This window comes from Actinoplanes awajinensis subsp. mycoplanecinus (assembly GCF_001509495.1).
Lineage (GTDB): Bacteria > Actinomycetota > Actinomycetes > Mycobacteriales > Micromonosporaceae > Actinoplanes > Actinoplanes palleronii.
On the sequence record NZ_LLZH01000308.1, the window covers coordinates 14,478 to 33,643 of the forward strand.

18 protein-coding genes are annotated in these 19,166 nt (G+C 72.0%); 13 read left to right on the forward strand and 5 right to left on the reverse strand.

What is annotated here, in order from left to right; translation table 11 throughout:
- The first annotated feature begins 58 nt into the window (after window positions 1–58).
- From ADL15_RS38905 to ADL15_RS38915, 3 genes are read left to right on the forward strand one after another with little or no spacing between them, the layout of a single operon-like run.
- The gene (locus ADL15_RS38905; RefSeq protein ID WP_067702484.1) at window positions 59–1,063 is read left to right on the forward strand and encodes an ABC transporter ATP-binding protein; all 1,005 of its coding nucleotides are present in this window, start codon (window positions 59–61) and stop codon (window positions 1,061–1,063) included.
- Window positions 1,060–1,860, forward strand: coding sequence for an ABC transporter permease (locus ADL15_RS38910; protein ID WP_198171203.1), 801 nt, complete (start codon window positions 1,060–1,062; stop codon window positions 1,858–1,860). The genes ADL15_RS38905 and ADL15_RS38910 overlap by 4 nt, the downstream gene beginning before the upstream one ends.
- Entirely contained in the window at window positions 1,853–2,698 is an 846-nt protein-coding gene (locus ADL15_RS38915) for an ABC transporter permease (RefSeq protein WP_232344820.1), read from the forward strand. The genes ADL15_RS38910 and ADL15_RS38915 overlap by 8 nt, the downstream gene beginning before the upstream one ends.
- Here ADL15_RS38915 and ADL15_RS38920 read toward each other — a convergent pair.
- On the reverse strand, window positions 2,692–3,570 hold the full coding sequence (locus ADL15_RS38920; protein WP_067702488.1) for a nucleoside hydrolase: 879 nt from the start codon (window positions 3,568–3,570) through the stop codon (window positions 2,692–2,694). The two genes, ADL15_RS38915 and ADL15_RS38920, sit on opposite strands and share 7 nt — an antisense overlap.
- A gap of 200 nt (window positions 3,571–3,770) precedes the next feature.
- Here ADL15_RS38920 and ADL15_RS38925 point away from each other — a divergent pair, with 200 nt between their 5' ends.
- Both ADL15_RS38925 and ADL15_RS38930 read left to right on the forward strand, forming a co-directional pair.
- Complete coding sequence (locus tag ADL15_RS38925; protein ID WP_067702491.1) at window positions 3,771–4,730, forward strand: pectate lyase family protein; 960 nt, start codon at window positions 3,771–3,773, stop codon at window positions 4,728–4,730.
- A 73-nt stretch (window positions 4,731–4,803) separates the two neighbouring features.
- On the forward strand, window positions 4,804–5,787 hold the full coding sequence (locus ADL15_RS38930; protein ID WP_067702494.1) for a pectinesterase family protein: 984 nt from the start codon (window positions 4,804–4,806) through the stop codon (window positions 5,785–5,787).
- Window positions 5,788–6,163: 376 nt separating this feature from the next.
- Here ADL15_RS38930 and ADL15_RS38935 read toward each other — a convergent pair whose 3' ends face one another.
- Genes ADL15_RS38935 through ADL15_RS38945 form a run of 3 tightly spaced genes read right to left on the reverse strand, consistent with a single transcriptional unit; the run spans window position 6,164 to window position 10,389 of the window.
- Entirely contained in the window at window positions 6,164–7,672 is a 1,509-nt protein-coding gene (locus ADL15_RS38935; RefSeq protein WP_157441872.1) for a serine/threonine-protein kinase, read from the reverse strand.
- Window positions 7,673–7,704: 32 nt separating this feature from the next.
- Entirely contained in the window at window positions 7,705–8,949 is a 1,245-nt protein-coding gene (locus ADL15_RS38940; RefSeq protein ID WP_157441873.1) for a serine/threonine-protein kinase, read from the reverse strand.
- 42 nt (window positions 8,950–8,991) lie between these two features.
- Window positions 8,992–10,389: an aminotransferase-like domain-containing protein gene (locus ADL15_RS38945; RefSeq protein WP_067702503.1), complete on the reverse strand. Its 1,398-nt coding sequence runs from the start codon at window positions 10,387–10,389 to the stop codon at window positions 8,992–8,994.
- On the opposite strand from ADL15_RS38945, the gene ADL15_RS38950 reads away from it, so the two are divergent.
- Complete coding sequence (locus tag ADL15_RS38950; RefSeq protein ID WP_067702506.1) at window positions 10,388–11,374, forward strand: DMT family transporter; 987 nt, start codon at window positions 10,388–10,390, stop codon at window positions 11,372–11,374. The two genes, ADL15_RS38945 and ADL15_RS38950, sit on opposite strands and share 2 nt — an antisense overlap.
- Here the strand turns inward: ADL15_RS38950 and ADL15_RS38955 are convergent.
- Window positions 11,287–12,588, reverse strand: a complete 1,302-nt coding sequence (locus ADL15_RS38955; protein WP_232344821.1) for a D-alanyl-D-alanine carboxypeptidase — start codon at window positions 12,586–12,588, stop codon at window positions 11,287–11,289. The two genes, ADL15_RS38950 and ADL15_RS38955, sit on opposite strands and share 88 nt — an antisense overlap.
- A gap of 496 nt (window positions 12,589–13,084) precedes the next feature.
- Here ADL15_RS38955 and ADL15_RS38960 point away from each other — a divergent pair, with 496 nt between their 5' ends.
- From ADL15_RS38960 to ADL15_RS56680, 7 genes are all read left to right on the forward strand, one after another.
- The gene (locus tag ADL15_RS38960; RefSeq protein ID WP_198171204.1) at window positions 13,085–13,387 is read left to right on the forward strand and encodes a hypothetical protein; all 303 of its coding nucleotides are present in this window, start codon (window positions 13,085–13,087) and stop codon (window positions 13,385–13,387) included.
- 645 nt (window positions 13,388–14,032) lie between these two features.
- Window positions 14,033–15,397: an FAD/NAD(P)-binding protein gene (locus ADL15_RS38965; RefSeq protein ID WP_067702512.1), complete on the forward strand. Its 1,365-nt coding sequence runs from the start codon at window positions 14,033–14,035 to the stop codon at window positions 15,395–15,397.
- Window positions 15,398–15,432: 35 nt separating this feature from the next.
- Entirely contained in the window at window positions 15,433–16,074 is a 642-nt protein-coding gene (locus tag ADL15_RS38970) for a DUF2238 domain-containing protein (protein ID WP_232344822.1), read from the forward strand.
- Window positions 16,075–16,083: 9 nt separating this feature from the next.
- Complete coding sequence (locus tag ADL15_RS38975) at window positions 16,084–16,602, forward strand: isochorismatase family protein (RefSeq protein WP_232344823.1); 519 nt, start codon at window positions 16,084–16,086, stop codon at window positions 16,600–16,602.
- A complete protein-coding gene (locus ADL15_RS38980; protein ID WP_067702514.1) occupies window positions 16,599–16,856 on the forward strand; it encodes a hypothetical protein in 258 nt (85 codons plus the stop codon). The genes ADL15_RS38975 and ADL15_RS38980 overlap by 4 nt, the downstream gene beginning before the upstream one ends.
- 322 nt (window positions 16,857–17,178) lie before the next feature.
- On the forward strand, window positions 17,179–17,580 hold the full coding sequence (locus ADL15_RS38985) for a VOC family protein (RefSeq protein WP_394326976.1): 402 nt from the start codon (window positions 17,179–17,181) through the stop codon (window positions 17,578–17,580).
- Window positions 17,581–17,821: 241 nt separating this feature from the next.
- Window positions 17,822–18,853: an intradiol ring-cleavage dioxygenase gene (locus ADL15_RS56680; protein WP_067702517.1), complete on the forward strand. Its 1,032-nt coding sequence runs from the start codon at window positions 17,822–17,824 to the stop codon at window positions 18,851–18,853.
- Window positions 18,854–19,166: the final 313 nt, after the last annotated feature.

Sequence of the window (19,166 nt, forward strand, 5' to 3'; positions counted from 1 at the left end):
CTCGATGCTCAGGAAAATGCGCCCGGCGAAACAGGCGGGAATGGTAGACCCATGAGTCATGGCCCTCATCACCGTGCGGCAGTTGACCAAGGAGTATGTGCGGACCAAAGCGGTGCAGGGCCGCTTCGGCACCCTGCGGACGCTGTTCACCAGGGAGAAGGAGCGCACCCTCGCCGTCGACCACATCGACTTCAGCATCGACGAGGGCGAGGTCGTGGGGTATCTCGGGCCGAACGGCGCCGGCAAGTCGACCACCATCAAGCTGCTCACCGGGGTGCTCTGGCCGACCAGCGGCACGGTCGAGGTGGCCGGGCCGGGCGGGCCGGTGGTGCCGTGGCGGGACCGGCAGAACCTGGCCCGGCGGATCGGGGTGGTGTTCGGCCAGCGCAGCCAGCTCTGGTGGGACCTGCCGCTGATCGAGTCGTTCACGCTGGTCGCCGCGCTCTACGACGTGCCGGCGCCCCGCTACACCAGCAACCTGGCCCGGCTGCGCAAACTCCTGGAGCTCGACCCGTTCCTGCACACCCCGGTCCGGCAGCTCAGCCTCGGCCAGCGGATGCGCGGTGACCTGGCCGCCGCGCTGCTCTACGACCCGCCGCTGCTCTACCTCGACGAGCCCACCGTCGGGCTGGACGTGCTCGCCAAGGAGACCGTCCGGGGCTTCGTCGACGAGTCCAACCGCAGCGGCCGGACCACGGTGCTGCTGACCACCCACGACCTGGCCGACGTGGAACGGCTGTGCCGGCGGATCCTGCTGATCGATCACGGACGGGTGCTCTACGACGGGGCGGTGGACGGGCTGGTCGCGCGCTTCGCCCCGTACCAGGAGGTCCTGGTTCGTCTGGACGGCGATCAGCCGGATGGGGACCGCCTGGACCTGGGCGGGTTTGTCGGCGAACGCGAGCACGACGGCCGATGGCGGTTCCGGGTGGGCCGGGACGAGCCGGTGCACCGGCTGCTCGCGGCGGCCGGCGACGGGTGGCAGATCCGGGAGCTGTCGGTGGTCGAGTCCAACCTGGAGAGTGTGGTCAAGGAGCTCTACCGGGAACGGCGGGACGGGTGAGGCGCGCGCTGCGGGGCTATCGGGCGTATGTCCGGGCCGCCGTCGCGATCCGCCTGCAGTACCGGATCACGATCTTCGCGTCGGCGGCGGTGACCCTGCTCTGGATCCTGCTGGTGACCCGGGTGTGGTCGGCCGCCTACCAGGGCCGGGACACCGTCGCGGGGCTCAGCCGGGAGAGCACGGTGGTCTATCTGACCCTGGCCAGCCTGCAGGCCATCGTGATCAACTCGCCACTGATGTGGATCATGGCGGCTCGGGTCCGCAGCGGGGAGGTGGTCTTCGACATCAGCCGGCCGCTCGGATATCCGGGGCAGATGCTGGCGTTGCAGGCCGGGACGTCGGTCACCCAGATCGCGGTGACGCTGCTGGTCGTCCCGCTCGCCGGGCTGATCGGCGGGCTGTCCGGGCCGGCCGGGCTCGCCGCCGGGCTGCTCTACCCGGTGGCGCTGCTGCTCGGCTGGATGCTGAACGGGCTGCTGTCGCTGCTGATCGGGCTGACCGCGTTCTGGACGGTGGAGAACACCGGGATCGCCGTGCTGTACCGCTTCGTCGCGGCGTTCCTGGCCGGTGCGAGCGTGCCGCTGGTGTTCTTCCCGGCGCCGCTGCGGGCGGTGGCCGACGCGCTGCCGTTCCGCTACATCGTGTACCAGCCGGCGGCGATCTACATCGGTCAGGTCGACGGGGCGGCGGCGCGCGACGGGTTCGTGCTCGCGGCCGGCTGGATCGTGGCGCTGAGTGGGCTGACCGCGCTGGTGTGGCGCCAGGCGTACCGGCGGACGGTGGTGCACGGTGGGTGAGCCCGCGGTGAAAGGTGGCGGCGCGGCACACCGACTGCGCCGAGAGCTCCGGCTCTACCTGATCCTGCGCGGGGCCGCGCTGCGCGCCGCGACCCAGTACCGCGGCAACGTGCTGACCACGATGCTGGCCGGCGCCGCGTACCAGGGAAGTGGTTTTGCGTTCGTCTGGGTGCTGCTGCACACGTTCGGCACGGTCGCCGGCTGGTCCCTCGGGCAGATCGCTTTCCTGTACGGCATGCGCCTGCTGTCGCACGCCCTGTGGCTGGTCACCATGGACGGCGTCGGGTTCTCCGACGTCGCGATCCGCGAGGGCCAGCTCGACCGGATGCTGCTGCGCCCGGCCAACCCGCTCGTGCAGCTGGCCACGAACACCCGGTCGCTGATGCCGTTCGGCGACCTGTCGATGGCGATCCTGGTCTTCGGCATCGCGCTGACCGTCGCCGACGTCGACTGGTCACCCGCCTCGGTGCTGTTCCTGGTGCTCGCGGTGATCGGCGGCGCGCTGGTGGAGGCGTCCGTGGTGGTGATGATCGCCGGGCTGTCGGTGCGGATCCTGGACACCTGGGCGTTCCGGCTGATGATGCTGGACGCGTTCGACACGCTGGGGTCCTACCCGCTGAGCATCTTCGGCAGCGGCGTGCAGCGGACGTTGACCTACGTCCTGCCGGTCGCGTTCGTGGCCTTCCTCCCGGCCAGTGTGGTGCTGGGCAGAACCGGTCAGCTGGCCGTCCCGGCGTGGCTGGGCTACCTGACGCCGGTGGTGGGCGCGGCACTGTTCACGCTGGCATACCTGTTCTGGAAACGGCAGCTGCGCGGCTACCAGGGTGTGGGTCACTGACCGAGGATGCGGCTCAGCAGCACCGGGCCGGCCGGGGCCGTGAGGGACAGGACCACCCGGACCGGGCCCGGGCCCTGCTCCACCGTCCGGCCGTCCGGGGCGACCGTGATCGACAGGGTCGGCGCGTCCGCCGGGGTCACGTCGCCGAGCATGACGGCGGCGGCGAGGGGGTCGTGCAGCGGGATCTCGCGGACGCCGAGGCGGCGCTCGTAGCTGGTGTAGTAGATCGGGAGCATGTCGGCCAGGGCCACCTGCAGCGGTGAGCCGCCGGCTCGCAGCGCGTCACCGTCGGCGGCGGTCCAGCGGTGCGCCATCGTGACGTCCAGCGGGACCAGGGTCACCGGCCAGGGGGCGGCCAGCACCACGGCCGCGGCGGCCGGGTCGTGGACGATGTTGGCCTCGGCGTGCGGGGTGCGGTTGCCGGGGACCCGCACGGCGCCGCCCATCACGGTGACCGAGGCGAGCAGTTCGGGCAGGCGCGGCTCCACGTGCAGGGCGGCGGCCAGGTTGCCGCAGGGGCCGGTGGCCAGCACGTGGAGGTCGCCCGGGTGCTGCCGGGCGAGGGCGACGAGCAGCTCCACGGCCGTACGATGATCGGGTTTGCCCCCGGAGGGGAGGCGGACCTCGCCGACGCCGTTGCCACCGTGCACCGAGGCCACCGCGTGCGGATGTTCGCCGGCGCCGATCGCGACCGGAACGTCCTCGCGGCCCGCCAGTGCCAGCAACCCGAGGGTGTTCGCCGCCGCCTGCGGCGCGGTGGTGTTGCCGTTGACCGTGCCGATGCCGGCGAGCGTGACCGCCGGGTGGGCCAGCAGGTAGGCGATGGCGACCGCGTCGTCGATGCCGGTGTCGCAGTCGAGATAGGTGAGCATGTCTCAGTTCTACAGATGTTGCACGCCGTCCGGGAGCGCCCCGAACGATGGAAGCCGCAGGTCAGCGTGAACCGGTTAAGGCGTCGCCGGAAACATGCCGGACATCAGTGATTGACAGACATGGATGACAGGCTTAACTTCGGCAGCCAGGAAAGCGCTTACCCGCAGGAAGAACCCGTCCCCCAACGGAGGAATCCCCCATGTCACCGTCACGTCGTACCGTCCTCGCCGCCACCGCCGCCGGAGTCCTGGCGGTCGGCGGCACCCTCGTCGCCACCCAGACCGGCGCGGTCGCCGCCGAGTCCAGCCCGGTCGGTTTCGCCAGCCTCAACGGCGGAACCAGCGGCGGCTCGTCCAGCACCGTGGTCACCGTGACCACGGCGTCCGCCCTCAAGTCGGCGCTCAGCTCGAGCACGTCGCAGACCGTCCGGGTCTCCGGCCTGATCACCATCTCCGGCATGTACAGCGTCGCGTCCAACAAGACAGTCATCGGCGTCGGATCCTCGTCCGGCGTCACCGGCGGCGGCTTCAACCTCTCCGGCGTGAAGAACATCATCATCCGGAACCTGGTGTTCAAGAACGCCTCCGACGACTCGATCAACGTGCAGTCCAGCACCACGAACGTGTGGATCGACCACAACGACCTGTCCAACGGGTACGACGGCCTGATCGACATCAAGCGTGGCTCGGACTTCATCACGGTGTCCTGGAACCACCTGCACGACCACGACAAGTCGATGCTGCTCGGCCACAGCGACGACAACTCGGCCGAGGACCTCGGGCACCTGCGCGTCACGTACGTGCACAACTGGTTCGACGGCACCAACCAGCGGCACCCGCGGGTCCGGTTCGCCAACCCGGTGCACGTGCTGAACAACTACTACAGCAACGTCGGCTCGTACGGCGTCGCGTCCACCGAGAACGCCGGCGTCTTCGTCGAACGCAACTACTTCGAGAACGTCGCGAACCCCACGATCACCCAGACCGGTGACTCGGATTCCGGGAACCTCAAGGTGCTGAACAACTACAAGGTCAACTCGGGCACCGAGGTGGTACGCAACGGCGCCAGCGTCGCGGCGATCCCGTACTCGTACACCCCCGAGGCCAACAGCACGGTCAAGGCCACCGTCACGGCCGGCGCCGGCACCGGCAAGATCTGACGTTCCCCGCTCCTGACGGCGCCCGCCCCAATCCCCAGGCGGGCGCCGTCCCCGTTTCCATCGGGAGGCACCCGTGAAAGCCATCGTTGTCTCGCTGGCCGCCGCTCTGCTGGTCGGTCTGACGACCACCGCCGCGCACGCCGCCACCAACGTCACCGTCGCCGCCGACGGCTCCGGCAACTACACCACCATCCAGGCCGCGATCGCCGCCTCGTCGACCGGCGGCGTGATCACCATCAAGGCCGGCACCTACCAGGGCCAGGTCCAGATCCCGGCGAGCAAGTCCGGCCTCACCCTGCAAGGCGCGACCGGCACCTCGTCCGACGTGGTCATCACCGGCAACAAGCCGCAGTCGACCGCCGGCACGGTCGGCAGCGCCACCGTCTACAACCAGGCCGCGAACAGCACGATCAAGGGCCTGACCATGCAGAACACGTATGGCGCGGGCAGCCAGGCACTCGCCGTCTACGCGGCCGGCGACCGTCAGGTGTACCGCAACGTGCGGATGTTGGGCTACCAGGACACGTTCCTGTCCTGGGGCGGCACCGGCAGCTCGCAGATCCGGCAGTATGTCTACAAGTCCTATATATCCGGCGCCGTCGACTTCATCTACGGCAACGGCGCGGTCGTCATCGACAGCACCACGATCGAATCGCTCAACATCGGCAGCAGCTCGAACAACGGCTACATCACCGCCGCCGCGACCGACGACAGCAACCCCTACGGCTTCCTGATCACCAGGTCCACGCTGAAGAGCTCGGCCGCCGCGCAGACCGTGGCACTCGGCCGCTGCTGGCACGCCGGCGGCGCGGCCGACGCGATCGGCCAGGTCCTGGTCCGCGAATCGACCCTCGGCAGCCACATCCGGCAGGCCGGCGCGTGGCAGGACATGAGCGGTTTCTCCTGGAAGACGTGCCGCTTCACCGAATACGCGAACACCGGCGCGGGCGCGACCGGCGGCACCAGCGACCGGCCGCAGATGAGCGCGTCAACCGCCGCGAACTACACGTCACAGAAATATCTGGCGGGCGCGGATGGCTGGAACCCGGTCCAATAGCGATATTTCGGTCGCTGTCCGCTTGTCGCTCCCGGTTACCTCGAAGATCAAATTCATGATGTCCCATGTGGTTGCCGGGTACAGATCGCCGCTCCCGCGGGGGCCGGGCACGGCGATCTGGCCGCTGGCGCGTCCACACCGATCGCCGCACCCTTCATTGCCCGTGGGTGGTCCCACTTCCCCCAAACCCCCGCTGCGTGGGGACTTTGGGCGCGATCCGCGCCGAAAGTCCCCACACTCGCCGCCGTCAGCCGCTGCGTGGGGAGTTGGGGTGCGCTCCGCGCCGAAAGTCCCCACACTCGCCGTTGTCAGCTGTTGCGTGGGGAGTTGGGGTGCGCTGCGCGCCGAAAGTCCCCACGGTCGCGGTTGTCGGCTGTTAAGGGGTGAAGGCGGGGCCGGTCGAGAGGTGGGTGGGGGGTTGGCCGAGGCAGTGCAGCAGCCAGGTCTTGCCGGACGGGATCGGCCAGGCGTCCCGCAGCCAGCCCGTGGCGATCTTGCCGCCGCGCCGGTGGTCGGCGAGCGCGGCGGCCGTGCACACCTTCGCGAACTCGGGGCGGTCGAGCAGCGTCTGGTCCCCGCCGATCAGCGGCTTCCCGTCCGGCAGCGGCACCGCGAGGTAGGTCTCCCAGAAGTGCTCGGTGCCGCAGTCCGCCGAGGACGGGGTCACCAGCTCCGCACCGTTCTGGGTCAGTCCGTTCCAGCACATCGGCTCGGTGGGACAGAACGCGTCACCGCAACCGGCGAACCCGGCCGGCGACGCGGCGGGACCGGCCGGAGCGCTCGTGGCGCCGGCGGTCCCGGGATCGGCTGCGGCGCTGCCACTGCCGTCGTCGCGGGTCTTGAGCACCACGCCGGCGACGCCACCCGCGATCACCAGGGCGGCAAGCGCCGCGGTCACCAGCTTCCCGGTCCGGCCACCCGGCGTCTGCGCCCGCGCCCGCGACACGTCACCACCGGACTGCGACGCGTCACCACCGGACCGCGGCACATCGCCGCCGGACCGCGGCGCATCACCCCCGGCCGGGGGCACGTCCACCCCGGACCGCTGCGGTGCCGGTGGGTCGAACGCGGTGCGGGCGGCGTCGGCCAGGGCGGCCGCGGACTGCCAGCGCTGTGACGGGTCGACCGCGAGCGCCCGTTCCACGATCGCCAGCACCGGCATCGGCACGTTCACCCCGATGGTCTTCGGGGACTGCTGGATCCGCTGCAGCGCCACCGCATACGGGTTGTCGCCGACGAACGGCCGCTCCCCCGCGAGGCACTCGTAGGCGACGAGACCCAGCGAGTACACGTCGCTGCGCCGGTCGGCCTGCTGGCCGAGCACCTGCTCCGGCGACAGGTAGCTGGGCGTGCCCAGGATCGCCCCGGTCGCGGTGATCCGGCTGGCGTCCTCGTGCCGGGCGATCCCGAAGTCGGTGATCACCACGCGGCCGTCGCGGCGCAGCAGCATGTTGGCCGGCTTGATGTCGCGGTGCAGGATCCCCTGGTCGTGAACCGCCTGCAGCCCCTCGGCAGCCTGGGTGATCAGGCGCATCGTCTCGTCCGGGGCGAGCCGGCCACGGCCGAGCCGCTGCGCCAGGGTCTCGCCGTCGACGAACTCCATCACCAGGTAGGTGATGCCGTCGCCGGCCCGGCCGACGTCGTGGATGGAGGCGACCGCGGGGTGGTTGACCCGCGCCATCACCGTCGCTTCCTGGGTGAACCGCCGTACAAAATCGGGGTCTGCGGATGCCGAGGGGAGCATGGTCTTGACCGCGACGGTCCGCCCCAGGAATTCGTCGAGGGCGCGCCACACCTCGCCCATCCCGCCGGCGCCGAGCCGGTCCTCGAGCAGGTAGCGATCACCCAGGCGCATGCCCGCGCGCAAGACCGAATCTGATTGCACGCGGGCAGTCTAGGGCGTCGCCGGCAGTGGCCCTACGGTGCGAAGACCGCACCGGTCGAGGTGCCGGCCTTGGGCTGGGCGATGCAGTGCAGCAGCCAGGTGTTGCCGGTGCCCTCGACCGGCCACGCGGCGCGGATCCAGTGCACGGTGGCGGCCGGCTTCTTGCTCTGCGCCTTGAGCGCCGCGGCCGAGCAGGCCTTGGCCGCCGCGGCCTCCTTGATCAGCGGCTTGGCCTTGGTCAGCACCGGCGGGCCGTCCGGCAGCGGGATCGCCAGGAACGTCTCCCAGACGTGGCTGCCCGGGCAGTACGCGGACACCGGCGGCATCGCCTGGGTGCCGGTCTGCACCAGCGCGTTCCAGCACATCGGCTCGGTCGGGCAGAACGCGTCGCCACACGCGCTGAACCCGGCCGGCACGCCGCTGCCCGCGCTCGCGGTGGGCTTGGCCGCGGATGCCGCGTCGGTGTCCCCGCCGCCGCGGACCGCGATGCCGGCGATGATGCCGCCGACCACCAGGACCGCGACAACGGCCGCGATCAGGTTCCGGCGCCAGGACTTGGCGCCCGTGCCGACCTCCGGCTCCGGCTCGGTCGCGACCTGGCGTGCGACGTCCGCCAGCACCAGCGCGGACGGCCAGCGCTGCTCCGGGTCGTCGGCGAGCGCCCGGTGCACCAGGGCGAGCACCGGGGCCGGCACGTCCGCCTGGTCGCCGCCCAGGCTCTCCTGGGCGACCTTGCCGAGCGCGTAGACGTCGCTGCGCCGGTCACCGGGGCGGCCCTGTGCCTGCTCCGGGCTCGTGGCGCCCGGCCGGGCCAGCGCGAAGCCGGTGATCGTCACGCCGCCGTCGCTGCCCAGCCGTACGTCGGCGGTGGTCAGGTCGCCGTGCAGAACGTCCTGGTCGTGCGCGGCCTGCACGCCCTCGGACGCCGCGGCGAGGATCCGCATCGCCTCGTCCGGGGCGAGCCGGCCGGTCCGGGCCAGCCGCTGGGCCAGCGACTCACCGTCGGTGAACGCCGTGACCAGGTAGGAGAAGCCTCCGGCGAGGCCGGCGTCGAGGACCTTGACGACCGCGGGATGGTCGATCCGGGCCAGCGCGCTCGCCGCGGCGGTGAACCGGTCCGGGTCACCGGCCGGGCTGATCTCGACCGCGACGGTCCGCGATTGCGACTCGTCGACAGCACGCCACTCTTCGCTGGTCGCTCCGGCGCTGATCCGGTCTTCCAAGCGGTATCGGTTACCCAGGCGAACCCCGGGTTGCAGGCCCATGTCAGATTGCACGGGCGCATCGTAGATCTTTTTCGTTTTGAAAATGTAAATCTGTCAACTGAATTTTTTCAGCGCTCGCGCCAGCCGCCGGACCGCGTCGTCCATCCTGTCCGGTGGGGCCGCGGCCCAGGTCAGTCGCAGGTGCGCAGCGGGCGGTTCAGCGGCGTGCCAGGGCCGGCCCGGGAAGACGATCACGCCCTCGGCGGCGGCCGCCGCGGCCACCGCGGTGTCGTCGGCGCCGTCCGGGAGCCGCACCCACAGGTGGAAGCCGCCGCGCGGGACCACCGCCGGGACCAGCTCGGGCAGGTGCCGGTGCAGGGCGGCGAGCAGCGCCTCGCGGCGGTCGCGCAACTCCCGCCGCAGCGTGCGCAGGTGACGAGGCCAGGCCGGGCCGGTGACGAACTCCAGCGCGGCCTGCTGCAACGGCCCGGCCACGAAGAAGTCGTCGAGCAACCGGGCCGACCGCAGCCGGGCGCCAGCCGGTCCGCGGGCGCCGATCGCGGCGATGCGCAGGCCCGGCGCCGCGGACTTGGTCAGCGAGCGCAGGTAGACGACGTGCCCGTCCGGGTCCGACGCGGCCAGCGGCGGCGGGGCGTCACCGTCGATGACCAGGTCGCGGGCGTAGTCGTCCTCGATCAGGAACGCGCCGTTGGCGCGGACGGTGGCCATCACGGCGTCCCGCCGGTGCGCCGCCAGGGTCGAGCCGGTCGGGTTGGCGTAGAGCGGCTGGCAGTAGAACAGTCGCGCGCCGGTGCGGGCGAACGCCGCCGCGAGCTGGTCCGGCAACACGCCGTCGTGGTCGGCCGGGACCGGGACCACCCGCAGGCCACTGGCCCGGGCGGTGGCCAGCGCACCGAGATAGGTCGGCGACTCGACCAGCAGCGTGTCACCGGGTGCCGCGAGCGAGCGCAGCGCCGTCGACAGCGCGGACTGCCCGCCCGGGCAGATCACCAGGTCACCGGCGCGCAGCCCGGTGCCGGTCTCCCGGGCGAACCAGTCGCGCAGATCCTCCCGGCCCTCGGCGGGGCCGCGCTGCCAGGCGGCCGGCTGCCGGGCGATCCGGGACAGCGTGGTGCCGAGCGCCGCGGCCGGCTGCAGATCGGCGTCGAGGTACCCGCCGGAGAGCGGGATGGCGCCCTGCGGCGGTAACGCCAGTAACGCCTGCATCTCGCTCTCCCCGGGAACGCCCGGCCCGAGCGCGACGGTCTGCCAGGACAGGTCCGGCGCGCGCGGCGGCTCCGGGCGGGCCGCCACGAACGTGCCGCGGCCCGGACGCGCCTCGACCAGGCCCTGCGCGACCAGGTGCCGGATCGCCTCGCTGACCGTGACCGGGGAGGCCTGGTGCGCGACGGTCAGCTCGCGCACCGACGGCAACCGCGACCCGGGCGCCGCATCCCGGACCCGGGCGCGAAGATCTTGGATAACACGGGTCGCTGCGTTACCGTCATTCATGAGAAGCAAGAGTAGCGCTACTGACGGCAGCACGGTAACAGCGGGACTTGCCCTCGGCGCCTTGGGTGTGCTCGCGTTCAGCATGTCGCTGCCGGCCACCCGGGTCGCGGTGCACGATCTCGACCCGTGGTTCGTGGCGTTCGGGCGCGCGGTCGGCGCGGCCCTGCTGGCCCTGGCCTACCTGCGCTGGACCCGGTCGCCGCGGCCCACCCCGGCGCAGTGGCGGCGGCTGCCGGTGGTCGCGCTCGGCGTGGTCGTCGGCTTCCCGCTCTTCACGTCCCTCGCGCTGACCAGCCAGACCTCGGCGCACAGCGCCGTGGTGATCACGGTGCTGCCGGCGATGACCGCGGTGTTCGCCGCGCTGCGCGCCGGTGAGCGGCCGCCGCCGGCGTTCTGGCTGGCCAGTGGCGGCGGGCTGGTCGCCGTCCTGGTCTTCCTGGTCGCCACCGGCGCCGTGCACGGCTCGCTGACCGTGGCCGACCTCTACCTGCTGGCCGCCGTGGTGCTGTGCGGGCTGGGGTACGCCGAGGGCGGGGTGCTCGCCCGGGAACTCGGCGGGGCCCGGACGATCTGCTGGGCGTTACTGCTCGCGCTGCCGGTCACCCTGCCGATCGCACTGGTCGCCTCGGTCCAGCACCCGCCGCACACCGGCGCGGGCGGGTGGGCGGCGTTCGGCTACCTCACCGCGGTGTCGATGTTCCTCGGCTTCTTCGCCTGGTACGCCGGGCTGGCCCGGGGCGGGATCGCCAAGGTCGGGCAGATCCAGCTCGCCCAGCCGGTGCTGACCCTGCTCTGGTCAGCCCTGCTGCTGGGCGAGCCGGTGACGGCCGCGTCGATCGGGGCGGCCGCCGTGGTGCTCGGGTGCGTGGTGCTCACCCAGCGCACCCGGGCCGCCGGTCAGGGGCGCCGGGTGAGCTTCCACCAGAGCGAGGGCTCGCTGGTGGCGGCGTCGGCGAGCAGCGGTACGCGTACCCCGGAAGCTTGAACCTCGCCCACCTGCTGCCCGGCGCTGACCTGGGCGCCGGGCTTCGTGGTGGTGGTCTTGACCTTGACCGCGAGGCCCGGCCAGCCGACCACCTTCAACGCCGTCTTCGGGGTGACCGTCGACGACGAGCCCCACGCGGTCTGCACCGTGCCGACCGGTTTCGCCGGCAGCACCGAGTATTCCTTCACGGTCTTCTCGACCGCCGCGAGCAGCTTGCGGACCACCTTGTTGACCGCGACCAGCTGCTCCGGCGTGTTCGCGCCCGGCTGGTTGAAGACCGCGCCGACGATCACCAGGTTCTTCGCGCCGACCTTGAGCCGGGCCGCGAAGACCAGGTTGCCGCCGGCCTGGTCGGTGGAGCCGGTCTTGATCCCGAAGACCCCGTCCACGCCGAGCAGGTCGTTGTAGTTGCGGATCTTCCCGGCCACCGGGATCTGCGCGTCGCGCAGCTCCACGATCTCGGCGAACACGTCGAACTTCAGCGCCGCCCGGGCCAGTTTCACCTGGTCCGGCGCGGTGCTGATGGTGGTCGGCAGGAAACCGCTGGGGTCGGTGTACTCGGAATCGGTCATGCCCAGCTCGTCCGCGGCGGCGTTCATCTTCTCCAGGAAGCCCGCCTCGGTGCCGCCGTCCCAGACCGCGAGCTGGTGCGCGATGTTGTTCGCGGACGGCAGCATCAGCGCCTCGAGGGCGTCGCGCTCGGTGAGCTTCTCCCCCACCTGCACCGGGACCAGGGACTGGCCGGTCAGCGTGCGCCGGTCGTGATCCGCGACGTCGGCGGCCGTGACGGTGAGCTCGGGGCCCTCCTCGTCGCCGTCGAGGGGGTGGTTCTTGAGGATGACGTAAGCGGTCATCACCTTGGCGACACTGCCGATCGGCTCGGCCGTCTCACCGCCGGAACCGCCGATCCGGCCCAACCCCTCGATCATCAACTCCGCGGAACCCTCGCTGGGCCACGGCATCGTGGGCGCGGCGCCGGGGATCTTGAGGGTGGTGGCGATCTCGGTGGCCAGGGTGGCGGGCGGCAGCTCGCGTTTGAGCTGCACCGCGGTCCCGGCGCCGAACAGCCCGACCAGGAGGAACACGACGACCAGGAGGGCGATGAGACCGCGGCGCCTGGGCTTTTTCGGTACGGAGCTCTGGTAGGTCTGCGGCCCGGCGGTCGGTGTGGCGCTCTGGTAGGTCGAGCCGCCGCTCGTCGGGGCGCTGCTCACGGGCACCGAGGCGCGGCCCGGCGCCGGGGGTTGCTGCGGCGCGGGCGGCTGGTGCGGGAAGGATGGCTGATTCGTCACGGGCGGGCGGAAGGGTGGTGCGAGAGGCGCTGCGGCGGCCGCGCGCTGGGGAGCATCGTATGGCGAGGCCGGCGGGGCGGGAGCCGGAACGGACGCCCTGCCGGGGGCGCTGCCCGGGAACGCCGCGGGCGGGCGCGGAGCGGCCTGCGGCTGCTGGGGCGCGGGTGGCGGGAAGGACGCGGGTGGCTGCTGGGGCGCAGGCCGCTGGGGTGGCGCGGGCGGCGCCTGCTGACCCGACGGACGCTGCGGCAGCGCGAGCGGCGCCGCTGGCGTCGGCGGATACTGCGACGACGCAGGCGACGCCTGCTGGGCCGACTGGCGCTGCGGCGACGCCTGCTGAGACGACGGATGATGCGGCGGCGCGGGCGGTGCTTGCTGGGGTGACGGGCGCTGCGGCGGCGGCGCCTGGGCCAGCGAGGTGGGGCGTTGCGGTGGTGGCGCCTGCTCCAGTGATGCGGGGCGCTGGGATGGCGCGGAGACCGCGGCGCGGCCCGGCGCCGACGGCTGGCTCGGCGTGATCGAGCGGGTCGCCGCCTCCGCCGGATTCGGCGTGATCGACCGGGTCGGTGCGTCAGCCGGGTTCGGTGCGGCCTGCGCCGTCGGTGCGGACTGCGGCGTCGGCGCGGCCGGTGGGGCGGGCGCGGAAACTGCGGCGCGGCCCGGTGCGGGTGGCGACGACGGTGCGGGGACCGCCGCGCGGCCCGGTGGTGCGGCCGGCTGAGCTGCGTCGACAGGAGTTGCGCTGTCCGGTGGGCGCGGGGCCGGGACCCGCGCCGAGCCGGCTGCCGGGCGGCCGCCGCCCTCCGGCGGTGCCGGCGCCTCCTGGCCGGAACCGTCGTTCGGCTCTGCCCCCTGCGTCATCAGCCTGCTCCCTCCACGGCCCCGGACCCCCCGAATGCCGGACCCAGTATCCCCGGGCCCCTCAAATCAACCATCACCAATTCCCTGAACAGGGGGAAAGGGGATCCCGCTATCCATCAGCGGGCACCGGACCACCATCCGCCAATCCCCCGACGGCCTACACCTCGCGGGCACCGGGTGAGCGCGGCTGGTCGTCAGGGGTGCCTCAACCGGGTTGAGGCACCCCTGACCACCAGCCGGGATCATGGGACGGCCAAGTCAGCCGGAACGGCGCGGGTTCCCGGCCGGTTCACCGATGCGCACGGCGCAGTGATCCAGAAGCGTCGCGAGCAGCGGCGGACCGCCCCGTTCGATCACGTTCGGGCACGGTGGCGCAACGCACGGACGAGGATTCACGTCGTGGATGTGGCCGCACCGTAAACTCTGCGGCGCGCGACCACTTAACCTACAAAACCGGTGGGTTTTGTGGTTTGCTTGCCGGAGCACCGACCTGCGGGAGAGTAAAATGTCGAGCCTCGTCGAAGTGGCGGTGACCGCCAGTCGGGACGCCGTCACCAGCCGCACCATCGCGATCGTCGGCGGGGGCGCCAGCGGAGCGCTGCTGGCCCACTTGCTGATCCGCCACATGGACCGGCACGTCGTCCTGATCGCGCCGGATCCATCACCCGGGCGCGGTGTCGCCTACGGCGCGGCCGAGCCGTGGCACATCCTGAACGCCCGGGCCGGCTCGATGAGCATCTGCCCGGACGACCCGATGCACCTGGTCCGCTGGTGCCGCGATCGCGGCGACGCCGTCGAGGGCACCGACTTCCTGCCCCGCAGCCTCTACGGTGACTACCTCGCCGACCAGTTCGCCGAGACCCTCGAGGAGTCCGGCGGCCGGCTGTGGCACCACGTCGCGACCGCCACCGCGCTGCGCCGCGACGCCGACGGGTACGTGGTCTACACCGACGCCGGCCCGGTCCGCGCCGAGCAGGTCATCCTCGCCGTCGGCAACCCGCGCCAGCAGCGGCTCCCCGGTATCAGCGACGCCGCCTACGCCAGCCCGCACCTGGTCACCGACCCGTGGTCGGCCTACCCGAAGCCGGCCGCCGACGAGCCGGTCCTGCTGCTCGGCACCGGGCTGACCGCCGTCGACGTGGCGCTGAGCCTGACCGAGGCCGGTCACCGCGGGCCGATCGAGGCGATCTCCCGCCGTGGCCTGCACCCGCTGGCGCACCCCCAGCTGCCCCCGTCGTCCGCCCACCCCGACCTGCTGCTGGACGGCGCGCTCACGCTGCGCCAGCTGCTGAGCCGGGTCCGGCTGGCGATCGCCGGCGGCGCCGACTGGGTCGCGGTGGTGGACACCCTGCGGCACCGGGCCGACCGGCTCTGGGCCGAGTTCAGCGACGGTGACCGGGAGCGGTTCCTGCGGCACGTGGTCCGGTTCTGGGACGTGCACCGGCACCGGATGGCCCCGCCGGTCGCGGCGCGCATCGCGGAGCTGCAGGAGCAGGGCACGCTGCGGTTCTCGGCCGGTCGGCTGCGGTCGGTCGAGCCGGACCCGCGCGGCGGGCTGCTCGTCGAGATCGAGGGTGCCGCGCCGCGCCGGTACGCCGCGGTCATCTCGTGTACCGGGCCGGGCGCGCTGCCCGGCTCCGCCGATCCGTTCCTGAACGGGCTGTTCCAGGACGGCACCGTCCGCCCCGGCCCGTACGGCCTCGGCGTCGACACCGACCCGGACGGCCGGGTCCAGCCCGGTCTGTGGCTGGTCGGCCCGCTGCGGCGTGGCCACACGTGGGAGACGACCGCCGTACCGGAGATCCGCGGGCAGGTGGACCGGCTGGTGGCCGCGCTCACCACCACGAACGTCGAGAGCCCGGTGCGATAGCCGGGGGCATCGACACCGGTGCGTACAGTGCGCGGGTGCCCACGCTCCCGCTCGCGCATCGATGGACGCTGGGCGTCTTCCTGCTCGTGGTGACGGCCACCTGGTGGCACCCTCCGCACCCGGCCGAACAGGCCATGCACCACTCGCTCACCGTCGTGGGGCTGGTGGCTCTGCTGCTGGTGCAGCGCCGGCAGCCCCTGCCGTACCCCTCATTTCTGTTGATTTTGATCTTTTTGCTGGTGCACTCGGTCGCGGCGCGGTGGATGTACTCGTTCGTGCCCTACGACGACTGGACCGAGCAGCTGTTCGGGGTGCGGCTCAACGAGGTGTTCGGCTGGCGGCGCAACAACTTCGACCGGCTGGTGCACCTGTCCTACGGGCTCTGTTTCGGCCCGGTGCTGTTCGCCCGGTTCCGCGGAGCGGGGCGTGGCGTCCGCTGGTCGGCGGTGGCGGCGGTGGAGGTGGTGCTGTCCACGAGCGCGCTCTACGAGCTGCTCGAATGGGCGATCGCGATGACGTTGTCGCCGGGGACGGCCGAGGCCTACAACGGCCAGCAGGGCGACGTGTGGGACGCGCAGAAGGACATGGCGATCGCCACGGCCGGGGCGCTGGTCGCGGTGGCGGTCGCCTCACTCCGGCTCCTGCGCCGGACTGTTCTTGTCGGACCCCCTTTGTAGGGTCCTGGTGTGACTGTCGAGGCTGCGCGGAGTGCGCTGATCGTGATTGACCTGATGCCCCGGATCGTGTCGCGCGATCTGGAGCCGCATCCCGGTGCGGCGGTGGTGGCACGGTCGGTGTCGCTGGCCACGGCGTTCCGGGCGGCCGGTGGCGTGGTGGTGCTGGTCCGGGTCGAGCGTCCGGGCGTGGCCGAGCAGCCACCGGGCAGCGGGTTCGTGCCGGAGATGACGCCGCAGGCCGGTGACATCGAGGTGGTGAAACAGACGGTCGGGGCGTTCTCCCGGACCGGGCTGGAGGCCGCCCTCCGCGAGCGCGGGGTGCAGACGGTGGTGATGGCCGGGATCGCGACCACGATGGGGGTGGAGTCGACGGCGCGGGCGGCGGCGGATCTCGGGTTCGAGGTGGTGTTCGTGTCCGACGCGATGAGCGGGATGACGGCGCAGGAGCATGAGCACGCGCTGACGGTGGTGCTTCCCCGCTTCGGCGAGGTGGTCACCACCGCAGAGATCCTGAAACGCCTGGAGTGACCGAGTCTGATCAGCTCACCCGGATCGCGGCGAAACTGGACGCGGCCTCGTTCGTTCCCGAGGCACCTTGGTTCACGATGAACCCGCCGCTCACTCCCGCCGAGGTCACGGCGTTCGAGGAGCGGCACAGGGAGCGGCTGCCACTGGGTGAGGACGAGCTGCTCGCGACGCTGGCCGGGGATCCGTCGCCGGAGCGGCGGGTGCGGGCCGGGCAGTCGCTGCTGATGGCGCCGGCGATGCGCGGCGCGGGGTAGGCGGCGCTGTCCCGGGCCGCTGCGGAAGATCAAGACCCTTGGGTACGGGTGGAGCTGCTCGCGGAACTGACCGCCAGGGACCGTGACCCGGGGGAACCCGAGGACGCCGTGGCCGCATATGCCCGGGACGTGGTGCGCGGCCCGAAAGTGATCCTTGGGCGCGGGCTCATCTGACGTGCTGCCTGCCGGATTGCGCCCCGGGGGCAGCTGACGATCCGTGGGCCGGAATGCCGCGGTGATTCCGCCGGACCCCATTTTTTGTCGGACCCCGGGTGGAGGATGGCGGGGTCGGTGAGGAAAGGGGTTCGTGGTGGTGCTGCGGGTGGATCTGACGTTCGACTGTGCGCGGGCGGAGGAGCTGGCGGGGTTCTGGAAGGTCGCGCTGGGTTATGTGGACGAGCCGCCACCGGCGCCGTTCACCACGCGGGCCGAGTGGGCGGCGTCGTTCGGGGAGCCGGCCGAGGACGAGGGCGGTGGCGCCTGGCTGCACGACCCGGACGGGGTCGGGCCGCGGCTGAGTTTCCTCGAGGTGCCCGAGCCGAAGGTGACGAAGAACCGGCTGCACCTCGACGTCCGGGTCGGCAAGCACGGCGAGCCGTGGCCGCGGATCCTGGCCAAGGCCGAGGAGTTGCGGGCGGCCGGCGGGCGGGTGCTGGCGACCTACGACGGGCATCACGTGACGATGGCCGACCCGGAGGGGAACGAGTTCTGTGTGGCCGCCTGAATGCGTTTTCCCTTTCCGAATGCCTGTCCGCAGAATTGTTGACAATCAACCTCGCCCATTCGAGGTTAAAGCCACAGGTCGTTCATAGCCTCCAATGTTTGTATTACCGGCGAGCGAGGACGAATCCGGCGGGATTCATTCGCGATCACGGCGGACCAGGAACGACGCCATCCTGGGGCCGCCGGAAACCGGCACAGCAAACCGGATCGGCGACACCCGTCGCCGGCCGACAGGAGGACCAGTGAAGCAACCGTCGTATCAGGGGCGCCCCCTTCCGAAACCCGATGAGGAGGTGTTCGACCAGGGCCTCGGCTTCGACCTCGGCACCCTCATGGGTCGCCGCCAGGTGTTGCGCGCGTTCGGCATCGGCGCGGCCACTCTCGGGCTCGCGGCGTGCAGCGACGGCAAGTCCGGCAGTGCCACGCCCACGGCCACCGCCAGTGCTTCGACGTCGTCCGGGGAGATCCCTGACGAGACCGCCGGGCCGTACCCGGGTGACGGGTCGAACGGGCCGGACGTCCTCGAGGAGACCGGGATCGTCCGCAGTGACATCCGGTCCAGCTTCGGCGACGCGACGACCACCGCCGAGGGGGTGCCGATGACCCTGGAGCTGACCATCAAGGACCTGGCGAAGAGCGGCGCCGCGTTCGCCGGGGTCGCCGTCTACGTGTGGCACTGCGACCGCGCCGGTGGGTATTCGATGTACTCCGACGGGCTGACCAAGGAGAACTACCTGCGCGGCGTGCAGATCGCCGACGCGGACGGCAAGGTGAAGTTCACCAGCATCTTCCCGGCTTGCTACACCGGCCGGTGGCCGCACATCCACTTCGAGGTGTTCCCCAGCCAGGCCGACATCACCGACTCCACGAAGGCGATCGCGACCTCCCAGGTGGCGCTGCCGAAGGACGTCTGCGACGTCGTCTACCAGGAGAAGGGGTACGAAGCCTCGGTCACCAACCTCGCCCAGGTGACCCTGCAGAACGACAACGTCTTCGGCGACGACGGCGGCGCCAGCCAGCTCGGCACCACGACCGGTGACGTGACCAGCGGATACGCGGTGTCGCTCGCGGTCGGCGTGGACACCGGCACCAAGCCTGCCGCCGGCGCGGCCCCGGCGGGCGGCGGCGGCCAGCCCGGCGGCACCCCGCCGAGCGGCGCTCCCGGCGGTGGCGGCCCGGGCGGCACTCCCCCGTCCGGCGCACCCGGTGGCGGCCCGGGCGGCACCCCGCCGTCGGGCGCACCGGCCGGCGCCGCGCCGAGCGCCGCGTCCTGACCCCGGCGCGGGCCTGACCCCGGCGCGGGCCTGATCACGGGTGGGGAGCGACCCGGCCCCTCGGCCGTTCCCCACCCGCCCGGCGTCGTCGGCGTCCTGGCGTGTGAAGTTCAGGTGCGCTCCGCACCCAAAGTCCCCACACACCCGGCTCCACGCACTCGGTGGCCGTCTGAGCGGTCCGGGCTGGCGCTCACGGCTGCCTCAACCCCGGCGAGGCGACCGCCGGCACCAGCCACAGCGTTTCGGCTGGTGCTGGCGGTCGTCTCGAGTGCTTTGAGGCAGCCGCCGGCACCAGCCGGGGGTGGGGACGCCT

Coding starts and splice junctions, on each gene's coding strand:
- ADL15_RS38905 (WP_067702484.1), top strand. CDS start 59: ATGGCCCTCATCACCGTGCGGCAGTTGACCAAGGAGTATGTGCGGACC.
- ADL15_RS38920 (WP_067702488.1), bottom strand. CDS start 3,570: ATGCTCACCTATCTCGACTGCGACACCGGCATCGACGACGCGGTCGCC.
- ADL15_RS38925 (WP_067702491.1), top strand. CDS start 3,771: ATGTCACCGTCACGTCGTACCGTCCTCGCCGCCACCGCCGCCGGAGTC.
- ADL15_RS38950 (WP_067702506.1), top strand. CDS start 10,388: ATGAGAAGCAAGAGTAGCGCTACTGACGGCAGCACGGTAACAGCGGGA.
- ADL15_RS38945 (WP_067702503.1), bottom strand. CDS start 10,389: ATGAATGACGGTAACGCAGCGACCCGTGTTATCCAAGATCTTCGCGCC.
- ADL15_RS38965 (WP_067702512.1), top strand. CDS start 14,033: ATGTCGAGCCTCGTCGAAGTGGCGGTGACCGCCAGTCGGGACGCCGTC.